At 64.0% G+C, this 25,877-nt stretch carries 19 protein-coding genes; 9 read left to right on the top strand and 10 right to left on the bottom strand.

The genetic code is table 11. From position 1 onward, the window contains the following. The first annotated feature begins 5 nt into the window (after window positions 1-5). Genes BM400_RS08215 through BM400_RS08200 form a run of 4 tightly spaced genes read left to right on the top strand, consistent with a single transcriptional unit; the run spans window position 6 to window position 1,660 of the window. Window positions 6-389 (top strand): response regulator, encoded by a 384-nt coding sequence (locus BM400_RS08215; protein WP_089838351.1) that lies wholly within the window; start codon window positions 6-8, stop codon window positions 387-389. Next, on the top strand, window positions 382-696 hold the full coding sequence (locus BM400_RS08210; protein ID WP_175528929.1) for an Hpt domain-containing protein: 315 nt from the start codon (window positions 382-384) through the stop codon (window positions 694-696). The genes BM400_RS08215 and BM400_RS08210 overlap by 8 nt, the downstream gene beginning before the upstream one ends. Before the next feature lie 47 nt (window positions 697-743). Then, on the top strand, window positions 744-1,316 hold the full coding sequence (locus BM400_RS08205) for a hypothetical protein (RefSeq protein WP_217644093.1): 573 nt from the start codon (window positions 744-746) through the stop codon (window positions 1,314-1,316). Window positions 1,317-1,342: 26 nt separating this feature from the next. Next, complete coding sequence (locus BM400_RS08200; RefSeq protein ID WP_175528928.1) at window positions 1,343-1,660, top strand: hypothetical protein; 318 nt, start codon at window positions 1,343-1,345, stop codon at window positions 1,658-1,660. 12 nt (window positions 1,661-1,672) lie between these two features. Here the strand turns inward: BM400_RS08200 and BM400_RS08195 are convergent, their stop codons facing one another. The 5 genes from BM400_RS08195 to glgA form a co-directional block, all read right to left on the bottom strand. Then, on the bottom strand, window positions 1,673-2,692 hold the full coding sequence (locus BM400_RS08195) for an acetamidase/formamidase family protein (RefSeq protein ID WP_089838346.1): 1,020 nt from the start codon (window positions 2,690-2,692) through the stop codon (window positions 1,673-1,675). A gap of 81 nt (window positions 2,693-2,773) precedes the next feature. Further along, entirely contained in the window at window positions 2,774-3,010 is a 237-nt protein-coding gene (locus BM400_RS08190) for a hypothetical protein (RefSeq protein WP_141223850.1), read from the bottom strand. 320 nt (window positions 3,011-3,330) lie between these two features. Then, window positions 3,331-5,247 carry a glycoside hydrolase family 88/105 protein gene (locus BM400_RS08185; RefSeq protein ID WP_089838342.1) on the bottom strand — a complete coding sequence of 639 codons (1,917 nt, stop codon included), beginning with the start codon at window positions 5,245-5,247 and terminating at the stop codon, window positions 3,331-3,333. A gap of 107 nt (window positions 5,248-5,354) precedes the next feature. Further along, the gene (locus tag BM400_RS22795; RefSeq protein WP_089838341.1) at window positions 5,355-8,060 is read right to left on the bottom strand and encodes a DNRLRE domain-containing protein; all 2,706 of its coding nucleotides are present in this window, start codon (window positions 8,058-8,060) and stop codon (window positions 5,355-5,357) included. Window positions 8,061-8,122: 62 nt separating this feature from the next. Further along, window positions 8,123-9,328 carry a glycogen synthase gene (glgA, locus tag BM400_RS08175; RefSeq protein WP_089838339.1) on the bottom strand — a complete coding sequence of 402 codons (1,206 nt, stop codon included), beginning with the start codon at window positions 9,326-9,328 and terminating at the stop codon, window positions 8,123-8,125. A gap of 202 nt (window positions 9,329-9,530) precedes the next feature. On the opposite strand from glgA, the gene BM400_RS08170 reads away from it, so the two are divergent. The 3 genes from BM400_RS08170 to pgm all read left to right on the top strand — a co-directional run bounded on the left by BM400_RS08170 (window position 9,531) and on the right by pgm (window position 15,226). Beyond that, window positions 9,531-12,221: an MHYT domain-containing protein gene (locus BM400_RS08170; protein ID WP_089838338.1), complete on the top strand. Its 2,691-nt coding sequence runs from the start codon at window positions 9,531-9,533 to the stop codon at window positions 12,219-12,221. Between the two features lie 56 nt (window positions 12,222-12,277). Beyond that, a complete protein-coding gene (locus BM400_RS08165; protein WP_089838336.1) occupies window positions 12,278-13,492 on the top strand; it encodes a GGDEF/EAL domain-containing response regulator in 1,215 nt (404 codons plus the stop codon). 96 nt (window positions 13,493-13,588) lie between these two features. Beyond that, window positions 13,589-15,226: a phosphoglucomutase (alpha-D-glucose-1,6-bisphosphate-dependent) gene (gene pgm / locus BM400_RS08160; protein WP_089838334.1), complete on the top strand. Its 1,638-nt coding sequence runs from the start codon at window positions 13,589-13,591 to the stop codon at window positions 15,224-15,226. Window positions 15,227-15,248: 22 nt separating this feature from the next. Here the strand turns inward: pgm and BM400_RS08155 are convergent, their stop codons facing one another. Further along, the gene (locus BM400_RS08155) at window positions 15,249-16,049 is read right to left on the bottom strand and encodes a hypothetical protein (RefSeq protein WP_217644092.1); all 801 of its coding nucleotides are present in this window, start codon (window positions 16,047-16,049) and stop codon (window positions 15,249-15,251) included. Between the two features lie 103 nt (window positions 16,050-16,152). Between BM400_RS08155 and BM400_RS08150 the strand changes: the two genes are divergently transcribed. Further along, on the top strand, window positions 16,153-16,521 hold the full coding sequence (locus BM400_RS08150) for a hypothetical protein (RefSeq protein ID WP_089838332.1): 369 nt from the start codon (window positions 16,153-16,155) through the stop codon (window positions 16,519-16,521). A gap of 11 nt (window positions 16,522-16,532) precedes the next feature. Here BM400_RS08150 and BM400_RS08145 read toward each other — a convergent pair whose 3' ends face one another. From BM400_RS08145 to BM400_RS08130, 4 genes are all read right to left on the bottom strand, one after another. Beyond that, the gene (locus BM400_RS08145) at window positions 16,533-17,915 is read right to left on the bottom strand and encodes an NAD(P)/FAD-dependent oxidoreductase (RefSeq protein WP_089838330.1); all 1,383 of its coding nucleotides are present in this window, start codon (window positions 17,913-17,915) and stop codon (window positions 16,533-16,535) included. A gap of 70 nt (window positions 17,916-17,985) precedes the next feature. Next, complete coding sequence (locus BM400_RS08140) at window positions 17,986-23,898, bottom strand: beta strand repeat-containing protein (protein ID WP_089838328.1); 5,913 nt, start codon at window positions 23,896-23,898, stop codon at window positions 17,986-17,988. Further along, window positions 23,885-24,487, bottom strand: a complete 603-nt coding sequence (locus BM400_RS08135) for a hypothetical protein (RefSeq protein ID WP_089838326.1) — start codon at window positions 24,485-24,487, stop codon at window positions 23,885-23,887. The genes BM400_RS08140 and BM400_RS08135 overlap by 14 nt, the downstream gene beginning before the upstream one ends. An 84-nt stretch (window positions 24,488-24,571) precedes the next feature. Further along, window positions 24,572-24,772 carry an allantoinase gene (locus BM400_RS08130; protein WP_089838325.1) on the bottom strand — a complete coding sequence of 67 codons (201 nt, stop codon included), beginning with the start codon at window positions 24,770-24,772 and terminating at the stop codon, window positions 24,572-24,574. Between the two features lie 110 nt (window positions 24,773-24,882). On the opposite strand from BM400_RS08130, the gene trxB reads away from it, so the two are divergent. Next, window positions 24,883-25,836, top strand: coding sequence for a thioredoxin-disulfide reductase (gene trxB, locus BM400_RS08125; protein ID WP_089838323.1), 954 nt, complete (start codon window positions 24,883-24,885; stop codon window positions 25,834-25,836). Window positions 25,837-25,877 lie beyond the last annotated feature (41 nt).

Raw genomic sequence — 25,877 nt, 5'->3', positions numbered from 1 at the left:
CGACAGTGCGGCGGATTTTGATTATTGACGATGAAGACGATATCCGAGAGGTAGCCGGTTTGTCGCTGGAGGCGACCGCCGGATGGGTGATTACGACGGCGTCGTCGGGTGCGGAAGGGATCCAGGTGTGCGCTGCGGCGAACCCGAAGCCCGACGCGATCCTGATGGACGTGATGATGCCCGACATGGACGGCCCAACCACCTTCCGGAAGATGCAGGAGACGCCCGGGGTTGCGGGGATTCCGGTGGTGCTGCTGACAGCGAAGGTGCAGGGCGTCGACCAGAGGCGGTTTGCCGGGCTGGGAGTGGCCTCTGTATTGTTCAAGCCGTTCGATCCTCTCACGCTGGCGCAGCAGATTGCGGATGTGCTCGGGTGGCCCAGTGTCTGACGCCGCAGCCAAGACGGCGGCGCTCCTCGCGACGATGTGGGAGAAGAATCTCCCCGTGCTGCGTGAGCGGGTTGCAGTACTGGACCGTGCGGCGCAGGCGGCTTTGGCCGGGGCCTTGCACGACGAGCTTCGGGTGGAGGCGGCAGCGGTCGCACATAAGCTGGCCGGATCGCTGGGGATGTTCGGGTATCCGGAGGGGACGCGCGTGGCACGGGAGCTGGAAGTCGAGCTGGGTGAGACGAACACGACGAAGGCTGCCCGGCTTGAGGAACTTGTTCACACACTTCGAGCAGTTCTGCCTTTATAGTTTCATCCGGGTGTGTGCATCGCGCCACACCCGCAAGGAGATAGACCGTGGAGATCACCGTACGGAGCCTGTGGACGATCGTCCACGGCATGGGATTCGGAGCGTTGTATCTGCTTGCCTGCTCGGGTGCGCTCATTGAGCTGCACCAGTACGCCACGTCGGCGCATTCCGCACCGCCGACGGCCGGCCACGAGCGCTTCATGCGGATCTACCTGATCACCATGGCGGTTCTCGCCTGGGTTGCGGTGCTGACCGGAACGTTCCTCGTCTACCCTTGGTACCGCGCCGCCGCGCCTGCCGGAACGATCGACCTCTCGGGGTATCCGCAGAAGCTGCTGATGGCTCATGCCGCGACGTCCGGATGGCACTCGCTGGGCATGGAGTGGAAGGAACACGTCGCGTGGTTTACACCGATCGCAATCACGATGGTAGCGTTCGTCTTGATCAAGTATGGCCGCGATCTCAGGAATCACCGGTCTCTTCGCGCCACGCTCCTCGCCTTCACCGCCGCCTCCTTCCTCGCGGCGGGTGTGGCTGGTTTCTTTGGAGCGATGATCGACAAGTACGCCCCCGTTCAAGGCGGGGCGACGATTTCACTGAGCCACGGAGAGGGCAAATGAACGAACGAGGTCCAGAGACTGCAGGCATGACGCCCTCGATTCCCAATGGATCCGCCGCAGCCGCCATCCTCTCCGCGGGGATCTGCACCTTTGTGTTTTCCGTGGTGGCGTTCGCCGGCGATAAGTCGCCTGCGATCAAGAACGGCCTCGTCTTTTACAAGCCGACCGGCGCGCTCTCCGGCGTGGCTACGGTTGCCGTTGGTGTCTGGATTCTCTGCTGGGTCCTGCTGGAGTGGCGCTGGGGCAGCAGGTCCGTTGCGCTGAAGAGCATCTGCACGACCTCGCTGGTGCTGCTCGGTCTGAGCCTGCTCCTGACCTTTCCTCCCATCGTGGATCTGCTATAGACGTATCTCGATCTACTTTTGCGGTGCCGTGAAGATGTTCTTTGGACACATGGCGTGGACGCCAACGTTTCCGTCTACGAGTTGCGTGATGTCCAGGTCAACCGCCACGCTCGCGAGCATGTAGGCGTCGTCGCGGGTCATGTGCTTCTCTTCGACGAGGAAGTCGATCATGTCGCGCAGCGCGTGTTCGGTGGCCTCCTTGAGGTCGGGGCTGAACCCCATGGTGATGTAGTGCGTCGGGGTCTCGGCGCGCGGCCAGATGAGCGGCTTCTTCTTGTGAACGACGAACCGGAACGTGCCGGTCAGAAAGGTCTCCATGGCGGTGATGTCGACTTCGCCATTGCCCTGTCCGGCGTGGCCGTCTCCGGCGACGAAGAGGGCTCCCCTGGCCGAGACCGGAATGTAGAGCGTGGTACCGGCCACGAGTTCCTTGTTGTCCATGTTGCCGGCGTGCGAGAACGGCGGTGCGCTATCGACGCGGCCTGCCGACGGCGCGACGCCCATCGACCCGAAGAACGGATGCAGCGGGATATCGATGCCCGGAGCAAAATGCCCGAGCATCTTGGCGCGGTCGAGCGGGATGAGGCGCTGGCGGCTGTATGGGAACTCCATGGGGAGGAAGCCGCGGTGCAGGCCCAAGCCGTTGCAGGCGAAGTTGGCATCGATATCCACCTTGAGAATCTGCACCTCGAGGACATCGCCAGGCTCCGCACCTTCCACGAAGACGGGGCCGGTGAGGATGTGGCCGCCGGGGCCTTTGTCCTTGTCGGGATAGCCTTTGTAGACGTCATCGTTGTAGGCGGGAATGTCCTCGGCCTTGATGCCTCGGGCGATGAGGCGATCGGTGGGGCCGCAGGTGGAGAGGGTCTGGATCTTGACGGTCGCGCCCGAGGGCACGGTGAGCGCAGGCTTGACGTTCGCGGCGTAATGACCCCACTCTACGGTGGAGGGTGTGGCGAGAAGAGTGTAGTCCTGGGCGTGCAGTGCGGAGGCAGCGAAGAGGATCGCGGAGAACAGGCGGGTACGGCGCATGGAGAGGCCTCGCTGGAGAGTGATGAGACCTTTGATATATCACAGGCGCCGTCTTCTGGCCGAATGCACTCTCTGCAAGTCCTAGCTGCGGAATATGTTCACGAAGCCGGCGACCGCCAGGAAGATCCCGGTGAACGCGAGGCCGGCGAGCGAGACGAAAAACAGAGTCAAGCCTCCTATGACGATCTCATGACCCCAGCGGGCATGATGCGCGACCGTAATTCCGGCGAGGACACAGACTCCTAACCCAATGCCCATTCCGTAGGCGCAGATCGACATCACGCCGGATCCGATGCCAGGGCTTTCGTCGTTCGACACGTAAGGTATATCCATCTCCAGGTTCGCGGTCCACAGAAGAGAGTGTTGACGAGCGCACGGAGAGGCCTGTGGTGCTGAACTCGATGAGAGGCAAGCCAGCGATGATAGACGCGAGCGCAAGAATGCCGCCCACGGCTTCGCGGATGCGCAGGAAGAGGACGAAACCAGCACCGCAGGCCAGGATGTGAGGGAGCTTGAAACTCTGGATGTACCCGTAAAGAGAGTTTATCCCGCGTTGGCGCGAAATCCATCGAGCTTCAGCGTGATATCTGACGCTTTACGATGACACTGGAAAAGTGTTGTGCTCGCTGTATTTTGAGCTATTTAGCCCGTCTCGCCAGCCAGTCGACGAGTTCCAGGCCGGCGGCGTAGGTGTCGATCGATGGCACGAGGTTTCGGCCATCGGTGTACTCGTTGTAGAGCCATGGGTCGACGACGGCGTAGACCGTTCCCTTCCCGTAGTGCGCGACGGCCATCATGGTGTCACCCTTGTCGATGAGGATCGACCTGGCCGCGCCCGAGACTGTGATGGTGCAGGTGTCCTTCATGTAGGTGTGATGCTCCTGCTTGAAGATGCCGCCGGTACCGGCAGGAATGGTGAGGAGGCCGGGGGTCTTGTCGGCGGTGAGAACGTGGTTGCGCAGTACGGGGTTGAAGTGGATGCCGAAGCGATCGCCGAGTGCGTCGAAGTGCGCGAACTCGGCGTTGGGGCCATCGTTCTGCATCAGAACTAGCGTACCGCCGGCCTTGACCCATGCGGCGATGACGTCCACCGAGTGCGCGTCCATATAGTTTGGGCTGGGGTTCTTCGACGGGATGTCGGGCGAGGCGAAGACATAGATGCTGGCGTGCTTCAGATCGTCGGCGGTGGGTGCGGTCTTCTCGGTGGCGAGCTTCATGCCGTAACGCTGGAACATGCGTCCGAAGAAGGAGAAGCCGTTATTGGAGTCGTCGTCCCACTTGTAGTGGAAGAGCTCGGTGCCACCGGCCGGGTTAGGGCGGGTCTGGGAGTTAAAAAACGCATCGACCAAAACCGTTTTGTTCCGGGCGATGGCCTGGGTGGATGCCTGCTCCATCTCACTGCCGGCCATCAGGAAGGCTCCGATGCCCTTCGCGTCGTTTGCGATGACGGGCTCGTGGGTGTAGTAGTCAAACGTGCCGGAGCGGTAGGGCTTGCCGCCGAGTCCACCGACCTTGACGGTGCCGTTGAGGGTAAGCGTGCCATCTGCTTCGGTGACGACGAACTTCTTCTGGATGCCGTCCCATCCGCGGCGCGCGGCGGCTTCATCGGCCTGCGGCAGGTATCCCATGCGAACACCCTTCGCGAGCGTGTAGACGAACATACTGGAGGCGGAGGCCTCAACGTAGTTGCCGGGCTGAGCGGGCTTGTTGAGCACCTGCCACCAGAGTCCGATGGCGGGATCCTGGAACTTCACGATCGCCTTTGCGGTGCGGTCGAGCGCGGCGAGGAGTGCCGGGCGCTGGGGGTGGTCGAGGGGAAGCCAGTCGAGCACGTCGACCAGCGCCATGCCGTACCAGCCCATGGCGCGTCCCCAGAACTCAGGGCTGAGGCCTGTGGTCTTGTCGGCCCAGGGCATCTGCCTGGACTCGTCCCACCCGTGATAGAGCAGACCGGTTTTGGCATCGCGCATCTTCTGGTCGATGAGGAGGAACTCGTGAGCCACTTCGTCGAAGGCTTCAGCCTCATGGAAGGTGGCGCCATACTCGGCGAGGAACGGACCGGCCATGTAGGCTCCATCCAGCCATACCTGGTTGGGGTAGATGTCCTTGTGCCAGAAGCCGCCGGAGGGTGTGCGCTTCTGCAGGCGGAGCTGGTCGCGCACGTACTTCGCGGCGAGGTAGTACTTCTTCTGCTGAGTGACGCGGTAAAGCGTGAGGAGGTTCTGGCCGGTCTTGATGTTGTCAAGGGAATGCGCGCTGGCGGGATACCCGAGGATGGGCGTGGTGCCAGTCGCGTCGCCGTCGATGTGAGGATCGATGGTCGCCTTCAGGTAGGTGAAGTAGGCGGGGTTGCCCGTGGTGTGCCACTCGGCGGTCATGCCGTCGAGCAGGACGCCTTCTTCGTAGGTCCATTTGCCGGGGGAGCCAAGCGTGGGGAGCATCGCCTTGGGCCATTTGGCAACGACGGTGTCGGCCATAAGTTGCGAAGGGGACGCGGGCTGCTGCGCGATGGCGGGAACGGCGGCGAAGACGAAAAGAACGGCGGCAAAACGCATGGCAACAGCATACCCGCTTTGTCCTGCCGGGCGGGTCCGCTGCGACTGGGACGGTGCTTGGAGTTTCGCTTCCGGCCGGCAAGAGCACCACGCGAAGAGGATCGTCGTTAGTCGCACTCCAACGCGGTCCACACGGCTGCGTTGGTGCCGTTGGCTCCGGTGATACTGAGATCGACGAACGATCCGGCTGCGATGGGAATGGACGATGTCGAGACGCAGGAGCTGTTGGAAGAGACGGAACAGACGAGGGTTGAATCTGTAAGCGATGTCGGCGTCGCACCCGTGCGGAGCGTGATTGTGATCGTGTTGGCCTGCTGCGAGTACGCGGTCAGACGCGAGGCGGTGCAGGCTCCGGGAACCCAGGTGATGGCCGTTGCGTCTTCGTTCAGCGCGGCGTTGGGGCCATTGAGCGCGTAGAACTTCGTATTGAACGAGACGGAGTGGAGGATGGAGACGAAGGGAATGCCGCTCAGGGTCTGGGTGCCTCCGGATCCGGTACCGTTGGTGCCGGGAGCGCCCTGCGGCAGGGTGAAGTTGAGGACTGCGGCGGTGGGTGTGCCGGTGTTGGTGACAGAGGCCTGCGAGCCGGGTGCGCTGGTCGTGACGGTACCGATGGCGATCGTGGCCCCGGCTCCGGTGGGACCCGCGGGGCCGTAGGGACCGGTCGCTCCGGGAAGTCCCTGCGGGCCGTTGAAGCCCTGCAAGCCTTGCGGGCCTTGAGCTCCGGCGGCTCCGGCCTGGGCGAGGAGGCTCCAGGAAGCGGGGCTGACGTCCGGGGGACGGCCCGTGTTGGCGGCAAGCGCGATATAGCTGGAGCCGAGGTAGGAGACGGCGGATCCAACGGGATAGTTGACGGTCGTGAGCCATGCCCCGGCGAAGGTGACGGGCGGTCCCTGCGGGCCTTGTGGGCCCTGCACGCCCTGGGCTCCGGTCGCGCCGGTTGCGCCCGGGGCTCCGGCTGCACCGGTCGCTCCGGTGAGTCCCTGCGCCGCGAGGACCGCCCAGGACGCCGGGGAGAGTCCAGGAGTGTTGCCATGGTTTGCCGCGGTCAGCGAGACATAGGTGGATCCGCCGAAGCTGACGGCGTCGTTGAGCGCATAGTTCGTGGTGGAGGCGTAGTTCCCGGTGTAGGTGACGACAGCGGGCCCCTGCGGGCCGGTCGCTCCCGTGGCTCCGGCGATTCCTTGTGGCCCCGGAAGACCCTGCGGGCCAATGCTTCCCTGCGGGCCCGTGGAGCCCTGTGCGCCGGTTGCGCCGGGGGAGCCGGAGGCAGCGAAGAGACTCCAGGCGGTGGGGCTTTGATCGGGCGTATTGCCGTGGTTGGAGGCGATGAGCGAGACGTAGGCTTGTCCGTTGTAGAGGACGCCGTCGGCGATGGCGTAGTTCGTTGCGGACCGATAGGGACCCTGCCAGGAGAGGCCTGCCGGTCCGGGGACACCCTGCGGGCCCATGGGGCCGGAGAGTCCTTGTGGGCCGGGAGTGCCCGGAATGCCCTGGGCTCCGGCTTGTCCGGCGATGCCCTGGAGCCCCTGATCGCCGCGCTCCCCGGGTGGGCCGACGGAGCCGGGCAGTCCCTGCGGGCCGGTGGGGCCCACTGCGCCGATAGCTCCGGGCGAACCGGTAGGCCCACGCTCGGAGAGGAAGCCCCAGTCGTTGGGACTCTGGTCCGGCGTATTGCCGTGGTTGGCGGTGTGAAGCGAGGCGTAGGTGGTTCCCTGCCAGAGGACGACATCCCCCAGCGTGTAGTTGGTGGTGGAGGCATAGGCACCCTGGTAGTTGAGCCCCGGAAGACCCTGCGGTCCGGTGGGTCCTTGTGGCCCGGTGGTCCCGGGTGTGCCCGCCACGCCGAAGCCGGGTGGGCCTTGCTGGCCCGCGGGTCCGGTTGAACCTGTGGGTCCCGTGGCACCGACCGCTCCCAGGGCCAGGATGCCCCACTGCGCAGGGCTGAAGGCGGGCGTGTTGCCGTGGTTCGACGCGATGAGCGAGATGTAGCTGGAGTTCTGGTACGAGACGATGTCGTTCGCGGCGTAGTTGGCAGTGGACGAGTACGTGCCCTGATACGGAAGAGTGCCGATGGAGAGGCCCGGCGGTCCGGTCAGGCCCACCGCACCGGTCGCTCCCGTGGCCCCGGTGGCCCCTTTCGCTCCAGCGACGCCCTGTGGGCCCGCTGGGCCGGGTGCGCCTGCGACGCCTGCCGGACCGGCGACTCCGGGCGATCCTGCTGGGCCAGCAGAGCCGGTGGCACCCGTCGCTCCGGTGGGGCCTTGAGAGACGAGGCCGATGTCCAGAACGGCCGGGTGCGCGGTGAGGTCGTTCTCCTTACTGTCGAGCTGGAGGGACGCAGTGGCGGCGGTGAGGGCAAAGCCGTTGTTCGTCGTGGGGCTGGCGATCCAACCCTGAACGAGACTGGTGACGTCGATGGCAAGGTAGGCCTCGGCCTGGGTGACGTTGACGGTCTGCACGGCGGTGCCGAGCGTCGGGATCGTCGCGTAGGTGACAGAGGACTCCTGCCAGGCGCTGGTCACGGGCTGCAGGCTGACGAGGCCGGCGGTATCGAGGCGGTTGACGTAGAGGCGGAGGATAGCGCGGGAGACCTGAGCGGAGGTGGTTCCGGCGGGCAGCAGGCCGAGGTCGAACTGGAGCAGCGTGGTGTAGCCGCCGCCAACGGTCAGGTTCGAGAGGCCGCCGGCGTTGACCGTGGGCTGTGCGCTGCTGACATGGGTGTCAGCGATTAGGGTCGCTTCCGAGGCGTGGGCAGAGCGCGCGAAGAACGCGGCTGCGCATACGACGAGGATCCGTGACAGTCTTCCCATTCCCTCTCCGGGACTGCTCTGCGTGGAGGAATTTGTATCTGGTACCAGCTTACCGCTGTAGATTACTGCGGATCGACGAGTGAGTGATAGAGGGCAGCCGTCTGGCTGGCGATAGCCGACCAGGCGAAGGTATTCTCCACGCGGCGGCGGCCGGCCTCACCGAAGGCTCGGGCCTTGGCGGGGTCTTCGAGGAGCGCGGTGATCTTCGCGGCCAGATCGCGGGAGAACTGCTCCGGGTCGACCGGGAAGGTGGTGACGGGGTCGGGCTCGAAGGGGACGAGGTAGCCGGTTTCACCCTCGACGACGACCTCCAGGATGCCTCCGGTGGCCGAGGCAACCACGGGTGCCTGGCAGGCCATGGCCTCCAGGTTGATGATGCCGAAGGGCTCATACACCGAGGGGCAGCAGAAGACGGCACACTGCGAGTAGAACGCGATGGCCTCGGACTTGGCTACCATCTGATCGATCCAGAAGATGTTGGGGTTTTGTTTGCGGGCCTCTTCGACCTTGGCGCGCATCTCAGCGGCGATCTCCGGGGTGTCGGGCGCGCCGGCACAGAGGACGACCTGGGTGCCTTCCGGCAGGTACTGGATCGCGTCGACCAGATGCGTGACGCCCTTCTGGCGGGTGATGCGGCCGACAAAGAGTACGTAGGGTTTGGTGGGGTCGATGCCGTGCCTGGTCAGGATCTCGGGTGCCGATACGCGCTGGTACTCGTCGAGGTCGATGCCGTTGTAGATGACGTGAATGCGGGCCTCGTCGACCTCGGGATAGGCCTTGAGGATATCGGCCTTGGTACCGTGCGAGACGGCGATGATGGCGTCGGCGTCGAGAATGGCAGTGCGCTCCATCCAGCTCGACATGGCATAGCCGGAGCCGAGTTGCTCCGCCTTCCAGGCGCGCAGCGGCTCGAGCGAGTGGGTCGTCAGGACGAAGGGGATGTTGAAGAGCTTCTTGGCCCAGAAACCGGCCATGGAGACGTACCAGGTGTGGGTGTGGATGATGTCGATCTTGCCGAGCGAGGTCATCTGCAGAAGATTCAGCGAGAGGGATTCGAGCGCGGCCTTGAACTTGCCATCGGTCTGGAGCGCGTCCCATGGCTCCTCGCCGATGACCCGGAGAGCCTTGGTGGAGATGTCCTGCTTGCCCCACGCGTGGACTTCGACTTCGATGATCTTGGCGAGTTCGCGCGAGAGGTACTCGACGTGAACGCCGGCGCCGCCGTAGACGTTGGGTGGATACTCTTTGGTCATTAAACCGACGCGCATGTTACTCCCTGTTCCTGGTGAGGTGAGGCTGAGGAAATCGTACACCGGGAGGCAGATGGGCCTTGGGCGAAGGGCGGAAAAGGCGAACTCCCTTCGACGGCAAGGCGGAATCCCGCAATACTTTGTGTTTATGTAATCAAAGAATCGATCGTTTACTTTGACAAGGTGCTATCATCAGGCCGCAGGATGAGGCGACTCGAGCATGACAACGCCTTTCATTGGGACGTACGACTACCGGCTTGTAGCACTCTCCGTGTTGATTGCGATGCTCGCGGCTTATGCTGCCCTCGACCTTGGGGGCAGGGTCCGGATTGTGAGTGGCCGTACCCGGGTCGTATGGTTGCTGGGTGGAGCCACGGCGATGGGAACCGGCATCTGGGCCATGCACTATGTGGGCATGCAGGCCTTCACCCTCCCGATGCCGATGCTTTACAACTGGCCGACCGTGCTGCTGTCTCAACTTGCGGCGATTCTAGCTTCGTGCGTGGCGCTCTTTGTCGTGAGTCGTGAGACGATGGGAACCTTTCGGACGGCGGCCGGCAGCGTGGCGATGGGGCTGGGGATTGTGTCCATGCACTACATTGGCATGCGTGCCATGCGGCTTCCCGCAAGGATCGTCTATGCCCCGGGGCTGGTCCTGCTGTCGATGGTGGTGGCGATCGCGATCTCGTATGTCGCTCTCCGCCTGGCGTTCGCGTTGAAGAAGGCCGATCCGGAGTGGGGGTGGCGCAAGGTGGGCGGCGCCGTCGCGATGGGCCTGGCAATTCCGGGGATGCACTATATCGGCATGGCAGCGGCGACCTTCGTTCCGGGGACGCTCTCCTCCAATGGGCTAAGGTACTCCATCAGCGACTCTACCCTGGGGGTAACCGGCATTGTGACGGTGACGGTTGCCATTCTGCTTTCGGTGTTTGCCTCTTCGGCGGTGGACCGGCATCTGCAGGGGCAGGCGCGGCTGGTGGCAGAGAGTCGCAGCCAACTCCAGAACGTCTTCGACAATATGGCGGAGGCGGTTCTGATGGTGGACCGGAGCGGCAGGCTGATCGAGTACAACCCGGCAACCGTCACGATGTTCGGGCTGGTGGAGCAGACCGGGCTCTTGAAGAGCGATATGACGACCCTGATGGCAAACTCCGTGGCTTACTCACCGACCGGCGGGAAATTGACCGTGGAGGAGCGGCCCATGAGTCTGGCGTTTCGTGGAATCTATGTCAAGAACAAGGAGATCGTCTACCGGCGGAAGGATACGGGAGCGCTGCTGTATGCAGAGTCTACGGTGGTTCCAGTCCCGGGAGATGATGGAAAGCCGATCCGGTATATAGTCACGGTACGCGACGTGGGAGAACGGCGAGCCAAAGATGAGGCGCTGAAGTGGCTGGCTGCGATCGTGGAATCGTCCGAGGATGCCATCGTCGGGAAAGACAACAAGGGCATTGTGACGAGCTGGAACCGCGGCGCGGAGAAGATCTTCGGTTACACAGCCGCAGAGATCATCGGCCAGTCGATCCTGCGTCTTCTTCCAGACGACCGCAAGGAGGAGGAGAACGAGATTCTGCGGCGTCTGCATCTTGGAGAGACGGTCGATCACTTCGCAACGGTGCGGGTACGAAAGAACGGCGAGAGTATTCATGTTTCGCTGACCATCTCACCGATCAGGGACGCAGATGGGAAGTTGATCGGGGCATCGAAGATCGCGCGCGATACGACCGAGCAGATACGGCTGGAGCGCCAATTGCACCAGAGCCAGAAGATGGAGGCGCTTGGGAATCTAACGGGAGGAGTCGCTCATGACTTCAACAATCTGCTGGGTGTCATCTTCGGGAATCTCGATCTTCTCGAGCGCCTGGTAGCGCAGGATGAAGCGGCGCTGAAGCGTGTGCATATCGCTCAGAAGGCAGCGAACCGGGGTGCGGATCTGACACGGCGCCTTCTGGCTTTCTCCAGCAACATGGGCCTGAAGCCGATGGCGTTGATTCTGGACCATTCGATTCGCAACGCGCTTGAGTTGACGACGCGTGTGATCGGTCCGCATATCCGCATCACGTCGCACTTCGGCGATGACCATGCGCAGGTGTTCGTAGATGCCAGCGCGCTGGAGAGCGCACTGATCAACGTGATCGTGAATGCGCGGGACGCGATGCCGAATGGAGGAACCATCACGGTTTCGACGGAGATCAGCGATCTCGAAGAGAGCTATCTCCCGGTGCAGACGGGGGAGATGAAGGCGGGGCGCTATGCTCGCATTTCAGTGACCGACACCGGAACGGGTATGTCGCGCGAGACGCTGCTGCATGCGTTCGAGCCGTACTACACGACGAAGCCGAGGGGCAAAGGGACGGGGCTCGGTCTGGCGATGGTCTATGGGTTCGCCAGGCAGACCGGCGGCGCGGTGAAGCTCTATAGTGAGGCGGGGTATGGCACGACCGTGACGCTGTATCTTCCGCTGGCAGAGAACAGGCATGCGGTCACGCCGCACCGCGTCGAACAGAAGCACCCTGTGAATCTGGCTGGCAGGGTGCTGGTGGTGGACGATGAGTTGGATCTGCTGGAGATTGCGGCGATCTACCTGCGAGACATGGGATACACCACCTACCAGGCAGAGGACGGGCCAGGTGCGCTCGCAGTCATCGAACAGGCGGGCGAGATGGATCTGCTGGTGACGGACATCATCATGCCGGGGGGAATGAATGGCGTCGAGCTTGCCCAGCAGGTGAAGCAGCGTATGCCCGCGGTGAAGGTGGTGTACTGCTCGGGTTTCCAGGCAGATGCATTGGAAGAGCAGAATATGCCGCTCATTGATGGACCGTTGTTGCAGAAGCCGTATCACCGGGCGGAGTTTGAGGGAATGATTCGTCGCGTGATGGACAAGACAGTGGGCCAGGAAGTGGTTTGAGGAGGATGGACTTGAAGACCTCGGAGCAGGACAAGCTCTAAAAAGTGAGAGAGACGATGACGATCAAGCCGAGCATTCTGGTCATCGATGACGATTTCGATATTTGCGAGTTCGTCTCCGCGACCGCGGAAGCGGTGGGGTTGAACTGCCTTGCAACGACACAGATCCCGGAGTTCCTCCAGGCTTTGACGCCGGAAACGGCTCTTATCCTGCTCGATCTGGTCATGCCGGAGACCGACGGAGTGGAGCTATTGCGGTTGCTGGGTGAGCAGCAATGCAAGACCGGGATCGTGCTGATCAGCGGCGTGGGAAGGCGCATCATGGAGACCGCCGAGGAGATGGCGAACGAACTCGGACTGCGTGTCGTCGGTCATCTCGAAAAACCGTTCCGCATGACCGAGTTGGAAGCGATGCTGAAGAAACAAACGCTGCCGGATGGGGCAGCGAAGATCCATACACACACCCGAGCCTCCGCGCAGGCGAAGATCGCGATGACGGACGTGGAACTTCAGAACGCGATCCTGAATCAGGAATTCATCCTGTACTACCAGCCGCAGATTGACATCAAGAGCGGCGCCGTCAAGGGGGTGGAGGGTCTGGTGCGTTGGCAACATCCCAAGCACGGGATCGTCTTTCCGGACGACTTTATTCCAAGGATGGAGCAGATAGGACTGATCGATCCCCTCGGATGGATCGTGTTGATGCGCGGGCTTACGGATTTGAAGCAGCTGATGGAGAAGGGTGGCAGCAACCTGAGGTTATCGCTGAATGTATCGGTATCGTCGCTGCACGACCTGCGTTTTCCGGACAAGATGGCGGCACTGATTCGGGAGTCCGGTGTCAAATCGAACCAGGTGATTCTGGAGATCACCGAGAGTGGGCTGATCAAGGAGCTCGCACGTACGCTGGACGTACTGACCCGTCTGCGGCTAAAGGGTGTGCAGCTTTCGATCGACGACTTTGGCACGGGGTACTCGATGATGCAGCAGCTCAACCATATTCCAGCAACAGAGCTGAAGATCGACAAGTCCTTCGTACAGAATATGAGCGAGACGGATCGCGATCGCGTGATGGTTGCGAAGACGATCGAGATTGGACATGAGCTTGGGATGAAGGTTGTCGCTGAAGGAGTCGAGACCGCAACCCAGCTTGAATTTCTCCGTCTGAATGGATGCGACATTGCCCAGGGATACTACGTCAGCAAGCCGCTCCCGTTGCCGGAGTTTCTGGATTGGGTCGAGAAGTACCGCGCCGGGCGGGAAAGCGAGTGATTCCGCCTCGAAGACGGACTCGACGGGGATACATCAGGATGAGCCATGCTGGTTGGATGATTTGCGACCAGATATAGTGACCATGAGGATTTGACCATGGTGAAGAACACTCCGGGGGAGCACCCGCTGCCCGAGACGCTGGTGAACGTATCGCGTTTGATTACGGCTTATTACACGCTGAAGCCGGATGTTTCCATCCCCGCGCAGAAGGTCGCGTTCGGCACCAGCGGGCATCGCGGCAGCGCCTTCGCTACCTCGTTCAACGAGGACCACATCGCCGCCATCACGCAGGCGATCTGCGAGTTTCGCAAGGACGACGGCACGACCGGGCCTCTGTTCCTCGCGCAGGATACGCATGCGCTCTCCGAGCCTGCGTTCGCGACGGCGCTTGAGGTGCTCGCGGCCAATGGCGTAGAGACGATGGTCGACACCGACCTGGCCTATACGCCCACGCCGGCGCTCTCGCACGCCATCCTGACCTACAACCGCGGTCGCAAGATCAACCTGGCGGACGGCATCGTGATTACGCCCTCGCACAATCCTCCCGAGGATGGCGGGTTCAAGTACAACCCTCCCTCGGGCGGTCCGGCCGATACCACCGCGACGAAGTGGATCGAGAATCGCGCCAACGAACTGATCGCTGGAGGGCTGGCGGGCGTGAAGCGGGTTCCGTACAGCAAGGCGCTGGGGGCTGGGACGACACACAGGCATGACTACATCACAACCTATGTCGAAGACCTGAAGTCCGTCATCGACTTCGATGTGCTGGCCGGCTCGACGCTGAAGCTGGCAGTCGACCCGCTGGGCGGTGCGGGCGTGTATTACTGGCCGCGCATCGTGGAGCGGTATGGCCTGGGCCTCGAGGTGCTGAACAAGAACGTCGACGCCACCTTCCGGTTCATGACCTGCGACTGGGATGGCCGCGTGCGCATGGACTGTTCAAGCCCCTTTGCGATGGCCTCCATGATTGCGAACAAGGACAAGTATGACGTCGCGTTTGCCGCCGACACCGACCATGACCGGCACGGCATCGTGACGAAGAGCGCCGGCTTGCTGAATCCGAATCACTATCTCGCGGTGTCGATCCAGTACCTGTTTACGAACCGCCCGCAGTGGAGCGCGCAAGTCGGCATCGGCAAGACGCTGGTGAGTTCGAGCATGATCGACCGCGTGGCCAAGGGGCTTGGACGTCCCATGCTGGAGGTGCCGGTGGGCTTCAAGTGGTTTGTGGAGGGGCTGATCGACGGCACGCTCGGCTTCGTGGGCGAGGAGTCGGCGGGAGCCACGTTCCTGCGGCGGAATGGCGCGGTCTGGACGACCGATAAGGACGGCCTCATCCCCGGGCTCCTGGCAGCGGAGATGACGGCGCGCACCGGCAAGGATCCGGGCGTGCTCTACCAGGAGCTGACGGCGAAGTATGGCGAGCCGGTCTATCAGCGCATCGACGCGGTGGCGACGAAGGAGCAGAAGGCGAAGCTGTCGAAGCTCTCTCCCGCGCAGGTGACCGCAAAGGAGCTGGCCGGGGAGCCGATCACCTCGATCCTGACCGAGGCTCCGGGAAACCATGCGCCGATCGGCGGGCTGAAGGTGACGACCGAGAACGGCTGGTTCGCGGCGCGGCCCAGCGGTACCGAGGACGTCTACAAGATCTACGCCGAGAGCTTTCTCGGGGCGGATCATCTGAAGAAGATTCAAGGCGAGGCGCAGGCCCTGGTGGGGGCGGCGATCGCGTAGGGCGAACCGCAGGGGCGACGCGTCAGTTGGAGAAGATACGTCGCCCCACATGTCCCAGCAGAGCCATCTTGACCCCGAGCCCGAGCGTCGGGAAGAGCTCCGCGACGACTTCCTCGATGCGGACGGTCGAGAAGATCAGCACACAAAAGAGTTCGCCGCCCGGCAACACGCCACCGAAGCCGATCACCGACCGCACACCATAGGGAATCACGAACTCTTCCTGCGCCGGCACAAAGCGGCTTCCACGCGCCTCGATGACATGGAAGACGTTGAACGACCTCCGTTCAAGCGCGACCAGCCTGTCCGGAACCTGTTCCTGCAGGTTCTCGGCCTCAAGACCCATCTGCTCAATCAGCCTGGCGATCATGGGTGCTTCGGCCATCATCGTCGCGGGAATCGCCTTGTGGGCCTTTGATCGGTGACGGTCGTTCCACTCCGGCCGCACACCGCGCGAGGCGAGCAGAACGAGACACGGCATCGACGGCTCGAGCTCCGCGCCGTCCATCCCGGCCCGCGCCGCCTGCTTCAGGTCGTCCGGCAACGCGCCGTAGCGTTCCGTTTTGAAACATCGCACCAGGGCACACGCGGACTCGCCCTTGCCCTCCTGCAGGAACGCCTTGTACAGGTAGGCCACAACCTCGTTCGCAGCCTCTTCCATCGAGTTGCTGCGGCGGCCAAGATGCCGTAGCGACTTGCTCGCCGCGATCATCTGGCTCTGGTCGAACTTCTTGAAGTCATACACCGGCGGCGGTCCCTCTTTGCCATCGTACCCGTCCACCCGCAAGAACACGTTCCGATTGTTCGGCGCACGGTACTGGCGCATCGCATTTCAACCGGCCGCACTTTCCTTTGACGGCTTACTGCCGTAACATTCAGGTTTGCAGTAATCATTACCCTGAGATCAGTACCGAGGTTTCCCTTCCGCGATGAGCTCCGATTCCGGCCAGATTCTCCCGCACGCTGCCTCCGAAGCCGACCTCAAGGTCAAATGCCCGAAGTGCGGTGAACTGCGCGGCTCCCGCGTCAAGCGCAGGGGCTTTGTGCAGAAGCAGATCATGCCCTTCCTGGGCTACTTCCCATGGGCCTGCGGAGCCTGCCGATTCACCTGGAACAGCAAGATTCGTGGCGAGAAAAAGATCAAGCGCTATGGCATGAAGGGGCCTAAAGCCTACGTCGAGCCAAGCTTCGACTTCGCCGCGCGGCAAGCCCAGCCGGTCTCTCCAGCCGCCGGTCCGCGGCCCATCCAGCACCAAAACCGCTTCGACGACGATACGCACGAAGACATCGGCGACTAAACGCTTCTGTCTTAGTTGCTCTTCGGCGACCCCAGATCCAGAGGCTTGGCCGACACAGGCAGCATCTCGGCCACACCCTCCTGCACCTCCCACCCGGGAAGCTCCTGCGAGCCCGTGATCAGGCGAGCACCGTCACTGAAGGTCACGTAGGTCCACGCCCACTGGCGAAAGACACTCAGGCGGTTGCGGAAGCCGATGAGGAAGAAGACGTGGACCACCAGCCAGGTCATCCAGGCGGGAAAGCCGCTCCAGTGCGCCTTGAACGGCCACTCGATCTTGGCCACGGCAGCCTTGCGCCCGATCGTCGCCATATCGCCCTTGTCGAAGTAGCGGAAGCCGGGATCCTTCCTCGGACCGTCGGACCCGCGCTCCTCCGCGAGCATCTTGCCGATCCGCTTTGCCGCGTACGCGCCCATCTGCATGGCCGGCTGAGCGACGCCAGGGACCTGCTTGCCGTCCTGCTCGACGTGCGCAAGGTCGCCGCAAATATAGATCTCCGGATGCCCCGGCGGGTTCAGGTACTTGTCCACCAGCACGCAGCCCTTGCGGTCCGTCTCGAAACCAAGCAGCTTGCCCAGCGGTGACGCTTGCACACCTGCCGCCCACAGCGTGCAGACAGAGTCGATCTTTTCGCCGTTTGCGATCACGTAGCCCGGCTGGATATCGGTGACATGCACCCCCAGCCTGACCTCAACGCCGAGCTCCGCCAACTGCCTTTGGGCAGCCGCCTGCAGGTCCGGCGGATACGCCGCCAGCAGCTTTGGCGACCCCTCCACAATCATTACCTTCGCGGTCGATGGATTGATGTGCCGGAAGTCCTTCTTCATGTACAGCTTCGAGATATCCGAGATCGCACCGGCAAGCTCCACGCCCGTGGGACCGCCGCCCACCACCACGAAGTTCAGGCCCGGGTGCTTGCCAGTCTCCAGCATCTGTCGCTCCGCCAGCTCGAACGCCAGCAGCACGCGCCGCCGAATCTCCGTGGCATCTTCCACCGTCTTCAACCCGGGAGCCAGCTTCGCCCACTCATCGTTGCCGAAGTAGGAGTGCGTCGAGCCCGTCGCGACGATCAGGTAGTCGTACTCGAGCTCCGAGCCCGACTTCAGCTTCACCCTGCGGTCGGCGACGTCGAAACCGACGGCCTCGTCCATCAGCACGTCGATGTTCTTGTGCTCGCGCAGAATCGACCGGATCGGCTGGGCGATATCGGCCGGCGACAACACCGCCAGCGCCACCTGGTACAGCAACGGCTGAAACGTGTGATGGTTCTTCCGGTCCACCAGCGTCACGTCGATGGGCATATGCGCAAGCCCCATCGCCGCGTTGATACCGCCAAAACCGCCACCCAGTACCACCACACGCTTCCGCACCAATCCCTGTCCTGCATTCGCCATGAGTTTCCTCGCTGCTCTCATTCCATCAGATGCAGGAGCAGGAGCAAACGAACTTCCGATCGTGCGACTGCTAAGGCACTATCGACATGGACGTGCTAAAGAAGCCATGGTCGCCCGCCGTCAGTACGATCCCGGTCGTCTCGCCTTCACCAACGGCCACCAGAGGAGTCACCTGGATCAATCCGTCCGCATCCGTGGTCGCGGTCGCCGTGGACGTCTGCAGCAGAGGCCCAACCGGACAGCGTCCCGTATCCGGGCAGCTCACATAGCCATGCACAGCCTGACGGACGGCCACGACCGCACCGGCGATCCCATGCCCCGCGCCATCGACGACCCGGGCGACCACCGGATCGAACGCCCCACCCACCGCCGAGACCTGTCCACCGCCGCTCACCACGGCAATCTGCCAGACAGCTTCGTCCACCGCGACCGCCGAGAATGTCGCGCAGACGTTCCCCCACGCGCACGCGGTGCCAGAGGCTGTGGCCCCAGCGGGGAGAGGCCCAAGAGACGCCCCGTTCGGAGCCGTCGCCATCCCAACTCCGAACGTCCAGTTCACCGGCTCAGCGACAGGGACACCATCCACCGTCGCGATCGCCTGCGGAGCCCAGTTCACCACCGCCCCGGGCGCGACATACTCCACGGCCCGCACCATCGTGACGGCCCGCAGATGCTCGACCGCAGTAAACGACACCGCAACCACCCCGCCTCCCGCCGAGGCTCGTAACGCCACCGTTCCAGCACTTAACGGCGTCACGGTCGTCGACACCATCCCCCCGGAATCGGCGGTCATGACACACAACGACGTTCCGCATGCCCCCAGCGACGCTCCCGTCGCGGTCAACGTCACCGGTACACCGGCAGCCGTCGTCACCCCGTCGCCAAGGAAGACCTTGATGCGAAGCGGCATCGCCGCCACGTCCCCCACATAGGCTCCATTGCCCGGAATCGACAGCACTGTCAGCACATCCACCGGGGCCGCCACCGCCGTAAACGATCCGCTCACCGCCCCACCGCCAGCCGATGCCGTCAGCCCCACCGTCCCGACGATCGCGGGCGTCACCGCCGTCGAGACCACGCCGGTCGCATCCGCCGTCAACACGCACGATGCGCCTCCACACGCCAAAGTGCCTCCGCTCGCCGTGATGGTCACCGCCGCGCCCGCCCCAGGCGTCCCATCCCCCAGCACTACCTTGACCACGAACGACCCGGAGGCCGCCACGCCGACATACCCTCCGCTCCCGGGAACCGAGACCAGGCTCAGCACATCCGGAGGGATCGCCACGGCCGTCAACGAGGCGCTCACGCTGCCGCCGCCAGCCGACGCCGTCAACACAACCAGGCCTGCCGCCACCGGCGTCACCGCGGTCGAGACGACTCCCGAGGCATCCGCCGTCAACACGCACGAGGCCGCACCGCAAGCCGCAAGAATCCCATTCGTAGCGGTGACCGTCACCGCTGCTCCAGCCGCGACCGTGCCATCCCACAACACAGCCGCTACCCGGAACGCTCCGTGCGCGACCCTTCCCGGGTATCCGCCACTCGCCGGGATCGCATGGACGGTCAACACATCCGGAGGAAGCGAAGTCGCGGTAAACGACGCCGTCGCCGTCCCGCCAACCGCCGCAGCCGCCAGCCCGACCGTTCCCATGGCCGTGGGCGTTACCGCCGTCGAAACCATGCCCGAGGCATCCGCCGTGACGACGCACAACGCCAACCCACACGCCCCCAACGTCCCGCCCACCGCCGTCAGCGTCACCGCCTCCCCGGCTGCCGCCGTGCCGTCCCAACGCACCGTCTTCACAGCAAACGGCAACGATGCAGGGCTTCCGGCCATTGCGCCGTCCGACGGAGCCGAGACCACCGTCAACACATCGGGCGAAAGCGCGGACGTAAACGTGGTCTGCGTGGCGGATCCACCCGAAGACGCTGCCAGCAAGATCGTACCCACCACGGTCGGGGTCACCGTCGTGGACACCATGCCCTGAGCATCCGTCGTCACATGGCACGAGGCCGCACCGCACGCCCCCAGCACGCCTCCGGTCGCCGTCAGCAAGGCAGCCGCGTTCGCCGATGGTGTTCTGCCGTCGCCCATCATCACCTGCACCGCAAACGGAGCAGCAGCCACTTTCCCCACCGCGGATCCGTTCGCCGGGGTCGACGTTACCGTCAGCGTATTGGGCGGCATCGGCAGCACGCTGAACGTCGAAGTCGCCTGGCCTCCGTACAGCATGAACGCCTGAATCGTGTTCGTACCGCTCACCAGTGGCGTCACAGTCACGGTAATCCGTCCGTTCGCGTCCGAGGTCTTGCCGCACACGGTTCCGCACAACGGGCTCAGGGTAGCCTGCGGAGACTGAAGGATGACCACCACCTTCGGCTCCGGCGTCAGCCCATCGCCGCGCAATACCTGCAGGGTGTACTGATTCGCCGCAGGGACTCCCACGTAGACCTTGCCCGACGGGACCGAAACGACCTTCAGGATGTCCGGAGGCATGGACAGCACGCTGAACGAGGTTCCCAGCGAACCGCCGCCTGCCGAGGCGTAGATCGACACCACGCCCGGGGCCACCGGCAGCACCAGCGTGGACACCATGCCCTGCGCATCCGCCGTCATCCCGCACGTCGGCAACCCACACGCCATCAGCGTGCCGATGGAGGTCGTCATGCTCACCGCCGCGCCCGCTGCGGGCGTCGCACCGTCCGGGCCGATCACCTGCATCGTGACCGGCGACGTCGTCGGAACACCGGCATACGACGGCCCCAGAGGCACCGCCACAAGGCGCAGCGTATCCGCCACCGCAGCGAACGACGTGGTCACCGAAAGCCCCTCAGCCGTGGCTCCCATCCCCACCGTTCCCGCAGCCGACGCCGTCACAGCCGTCGCCACCAGCCCCGCGGTGTCTGTCTTCACCACGCACGCGACAGCCCCGCACACCCCCAGCACTCCGCCCGCCACAGTGAGCGTTATCGCGGCGCCCACCACCGGCGTCGTACCATCTCCCCGGACGAGGCGCACGCTGAAAGCTCCCGGCGCAGCCACGCCAGCCAGCGCGAAACTGGCCGGAACCGACATCACTTCCAGCCGGTCCGGCAGCGGCGCCGTGGTCGTAAACGCCGTCTGCACCCGTCCTCCGCCCGCCGCGGCTGTAAGCGTCACCGAACCCGTAGCGCCCGTTGCCAGCCCCGGAATGACTCCGCTCGTCACCATACCAGCCGCGTCCGCCGTTAACATGCACGAAGAAGCACCACCGCACGCGGTGAAGGCTGCGCCAGCCGCCGTCAACGCAACCGCAGCACCCGCGGCGGGGGTCACCCCATCGCCCAGGATCGTCTGCACCTGAAAGACCTGCGCGGCAGCGGTCCCCATCGTTGCGCCGTTCCCCGGGGCCGATACGACGTGCAGCACATCCGCAGGCATCGCCACCGCGCCGAACGAGGCCGAGACCGATCCTCCGCCCGCCGTGGCCTGCAACGAGACCAGCCCCGGCGCATGCGGAATCACGGTGGTCGCCACCAGGCCCAGTCCATCCGCCGTCAACACGCAACTCGAAGCACCACCGCATCCGCCCAGTCCGGCACCCGCCGCAGCAAGCGACACCTGAGCCCCCGCATCCGGCGTCACGCCATCGCCGAGCATCGCCTGCACAATCAGAGGCAAACCCGCAGCAATCCCCACGTAGGCCAGCCCCGCGGGCAGCGAGGTCACCCGCAACACATCCGCCGCACGGCTTCCCGCCACAAACGACGCTGTGGCCGTGGCCGCCCCCACCGACGCCGCCAGCGCGACCGTTCCCCCCAGCGACGGCATCACCGCCGTCTTCACCATCCCCGCCGGGTCCGTCGTCAGCGTGCAGCCAGACGCTCCCCCGCACCCCATCAGCACGGCTCCATGGGTAGCCGAGACCGTCACCCCCACGCCCGCCGCCGGAGAAACGCCATCCGCCAGCAGCACCTTCACCGCAAACGACGCACTCGTCGCGATGCCCAGCAGGCTCCCATCCGGTGGGACCGAAATGACCGACAACACATTCGGCAACACCGTCCCGCTGTACGCGATGCCCCCGCCGATCGTCGTCGTGCCCGCCGTGGACAGGTCCGTCACCGTTACATCCGCAGCCGCGATAGGCCCTGCCATCGCCGGAGCCACCGCCACGATCGTGTTCGCCGACCAGCTTGTCACCGTCGCCGCCACGCCGTTCACCGTCACCGCGTTCCCGCTGCGAAAACCCATCCCGGTAATCGTGATGACGCCTCCACTGGCAGGCACCACGGCCGGGGTCACGGTATCCGCGTAGAGCACGCGCGCCTTATACGCATAGTCCGGACGCCCGTCCCCGCGAGCATCGCCAAAGCCCATGCGCAGCGTACGCGCCGATGGATTCACGATCGTCAGGGCCGTCATCCCGAGCGTCTCCGTATTCAATGGAGTCGATGCACTCGCCACCGTGGGCAGCGTACCGGTCCCGTCCGTGCCAACCCAGACGCCGAAGATAGGCTGCATCTTCCCGGTGGTTGCGAGCCCCTGCTCATCGAGCGCCGTCATCTCCACCGTCAGCGTGCGCCCGGCCTTCACCGCCAGCTTCGACCAGGCGGTATGCGCATAGCCGCACATCGCCCCCTGCCATGTGCCGCTCGGGTCCACACTCACCGGCGCCGCCTCCGTCCCATCCCCCGCCGCCGTGCATGCCGCCACCGCATTCGTCACGCCGATGTTCACCGTGGCCGCGTAGCGCGTCGAGCCGATCGTAGTCATCCAGTTCACGACCGACCCCGATGGCGTAACCTGCGCCAGCCCACCATAGGGCCCTACGCCGTACTGCCCCACATACAGCGGATTCACCGGCTCGGCCGTGATGTAGACGTTCTCGTACCAGGTCTGCTCCAGGGGAATCCATGGCAGATCGTACCGGCCCTCGTAAGGGTTGTAGAGATATCCCTGGCTTCCCTCCACGCTGGTCCCCTTGGCCGCGACGGGCGTCGCTCCCTGCCGTTGGAACCGGTACCCCGATACCGCCGACGTCTCCTCGAACATATCCATCACCAGCGCGGAGATGTTGAACCGATGCTCCACCAGGTTCACACCCGCCATGCCCTGTCCGTTCGGAAACGTAAGGTTCCCCGAGATCGGAGCCGCACTCTGAAACGAGTACGTCTTCCCCGCATCCGCCCCGCTCTCCGGATACATCGACACCATCGTCGCGATGTCGTCCGGACGCAGCACCAGCGGCTGCGGCAGGCACTGGTAGGCGTATGGCCCGCACATGACGTCGATGGGATGCATCACCGGCCAGTGCATCGCCTGCGCCGCCGTCGGCTGCGGCGTACCGGTAAAGACGTTCTCGTTCAACTGCGACCAGCCGACGCCAAGGATCCGCCCAAACGCCCGCACCAGCCGGTAGGTCAGCTCCTTCTGCATCTCGGGAGCCGCGCCCGTGCAGCGCCCGTTCACGACGAGCAGCGCATGCGTGATCTTCCCCGCCGACGAGATACCGTCGACGCTCTCCGTCACCGCCGTCTGCCGGCAGTTGCCCGGATCGCTGGCCCCACCGCCGAGCAGCGTATCCGTCACCGCACCGTCCGCGTCGTAGATCACCGCCACGGGGATCGACGCCGCGTTCGAAGCCTGCACATCGGCCGGAAACACCGGCCCGCTCGCCCCCATAAAAACGTTCGAACCATTCACATCCTCCCCCAGAACGCCTGCCTGCGAGACCACCATCGCCGAGACCGATACATTCCAGGATGCCGCCGCCGTAGCAACCAACGCATCCGCCGCCGCATGGTTGACAGAGACGCTGAGATCCCCGGGGTCCGTGGAGTATCGAAGATTCGTCGTCCCCCAAACCACCGCATTACCCGCGACACTCGACGAAAAATAAGGAGCCCCAGCCACCCAGCGAGGTCCACCCGCAAACGCCGTTGTCACCATCAGCAACAACAAGACCGCCGCGAGAACCGGGCACCGCCTATCGCGCCCCATTCCGCCGAGCCTCCCAGCCCCGCATCAGCCCCACAACCTCCTCAACCGCAGCCGGCCCCGACGCAGCCGCAGGCGCAACCCCCTTCACCACCCTTCCCTGCTCCGAATACATGGAGCCACGCAGCGTCCTGGCCTCCAACCACCGGAGATCGACGCCGTCGCCAACCGGAATCGCACCATCCAGCCCATCGACCGGCGAGCTCAGCCCTCCCGGCCCAGGCGCATGCAGGAGCATCAGCCGCCGATCCCCCACGCGATACCGCGCCCCATCCCGCCAGAGCCCCGCCCACTCCTTCACGACATACGTGCCGCCACCCGCCCCGCGTACCGCGTCCGAGACCGCAAACTCAACCTCCACGACGCCAGAAAGCCCATCCCCAGGCAGCCGTACCGCCGTAACAACCCCGCAGAAGATCACCGCCGCCCGCTCCGACATCTCCTCCAGCACGGCCTGGCCCGTAGGCAGCGGAGCGGGATACGCCCCCTGTCCATCGCGCAGCGTCGACTGCGTCGGCGGCCGCAGCCCCACCTGCCCCCAGCCGGAACCCACCAGGCCAGCCGTAACCACGCCCACAAAAAAAGCCCTCATGCCGCACCTCCGTCCTTCTCCTTTTCGTCGGAGAAGCACGTTGGGACGGCATGTGAGCGATTTCGCAACACCCGTAACGCGGTGTTAGATCTCCGGATAAAAGTCGAAGAAGGCCTCGATACTCAGGCGAAGCTGGGCCTCGATCGCCTCCCGGCTGCCCTCCAGAATATGCATCGTCACATGAGCTTCATTGCCGTTCTTCAACGCCAGCGTCGCATCGCCCACACTCGCTACCTCATCGGAGGGCAGCAACCGCATTCCATATACCAAGGTCAGATTAGCCATACGCCATTCTTTCATCCTGACGTGCAGCCTGCGCGGGCGGCGGTCACAGCCCCTGCGTCAGGACATGAATCTTTTTCCCCCACGGCGCATTTACACTAAGGGTACTTCTTATGTCCGATCAAACCGTACGCGACACCGTCATCCTCGGCTCCGGCTGCTCCGGCCTCACCGCCGCCATCTACGCAGGCCGCTCGAACCTCAAGCCGCTCGTCCTCGAAGGCCACGAGCCCGGCGGACAGCTCTCGATCACCACGCTGGTCGAAAACTTTCCTGGCTGGCCCGAAGGCATCCAGGGCCCCGAGCTCATCGAAAACATGAAAAAGCAGGCCCAGCGCTTCGGCGCCGAGCTGTCAATGGCGCACCTCGTCTCCGCCGACCTGACGAAGTACCCCATCGAGCTCAACCTCGGTTCGCACATCGTCAAGACCCGCACGCTGATCATCGCGAGCGGCGCGAGCGCCCGCTGGCTGAACCTGCCGTCCGAGCAGGCCCTCATCGGCCACGGCGTAAGCTCCTGCGCCACCTGCGACGGATTCTTCGCGCGCGGCAAGGAGATCGCCGTCATCGGCGGCGGCGACAGCGCGATGGAAGAGGCTCTCTTCCTCACTCGCTTCGCCAGCAAAGTGACACTGATCAACCGCACCGCAAAGTTCCGCGCCTCACCGATCATGCTCGAACGCGCCATGGCCCACTCCCAGATCGAGTTCATCTCGAACACGATCGTCGAAGAGGTCCTCGGCGTGGAAGAGAAGGACGTGAAGGGTCTCCGTCTGAAGAACACCGCGACCGGCGTGGAGTCGATTCTCCCGGTCTCGTTCATGTTCCTCGGCATCGGCCACATCCCCAACGCCAAGATGTTCGAAGGCCAGATGGACCTCGATGAAGACGGCTACATCCTGGCCAAGGACGACGTCTACACCACCCTCAACGGCGAGATCATCAAGGGCGTCTTCGCCGCCGGCGACATCAAGGACCGCAAGTACCGCCAGGCCATCACCGCCGCCGGCAGTGGCTGCATGGCTGCGCTCGAAGTAGAGAAATTCCTCGAAGAACACGGCCGCTAAGCCGCATCGCACGACAAAGGCGTGAGGCCAAGGCCTCACGC

The organism is Granulicella pectinivorans (genome assembly GCF_900114625.1).
In the GTDB taxonomy this organism is placed as follows: Bacteria; Acidobacteriota; Terriglobia; order Terriglobales; family Acidobacteriaceae; genus Edaphobacter; species Edaphobacter pectinivorans.
This window is presented reverse-complemented; position numbering and strand designations above follow the sequence as displayed.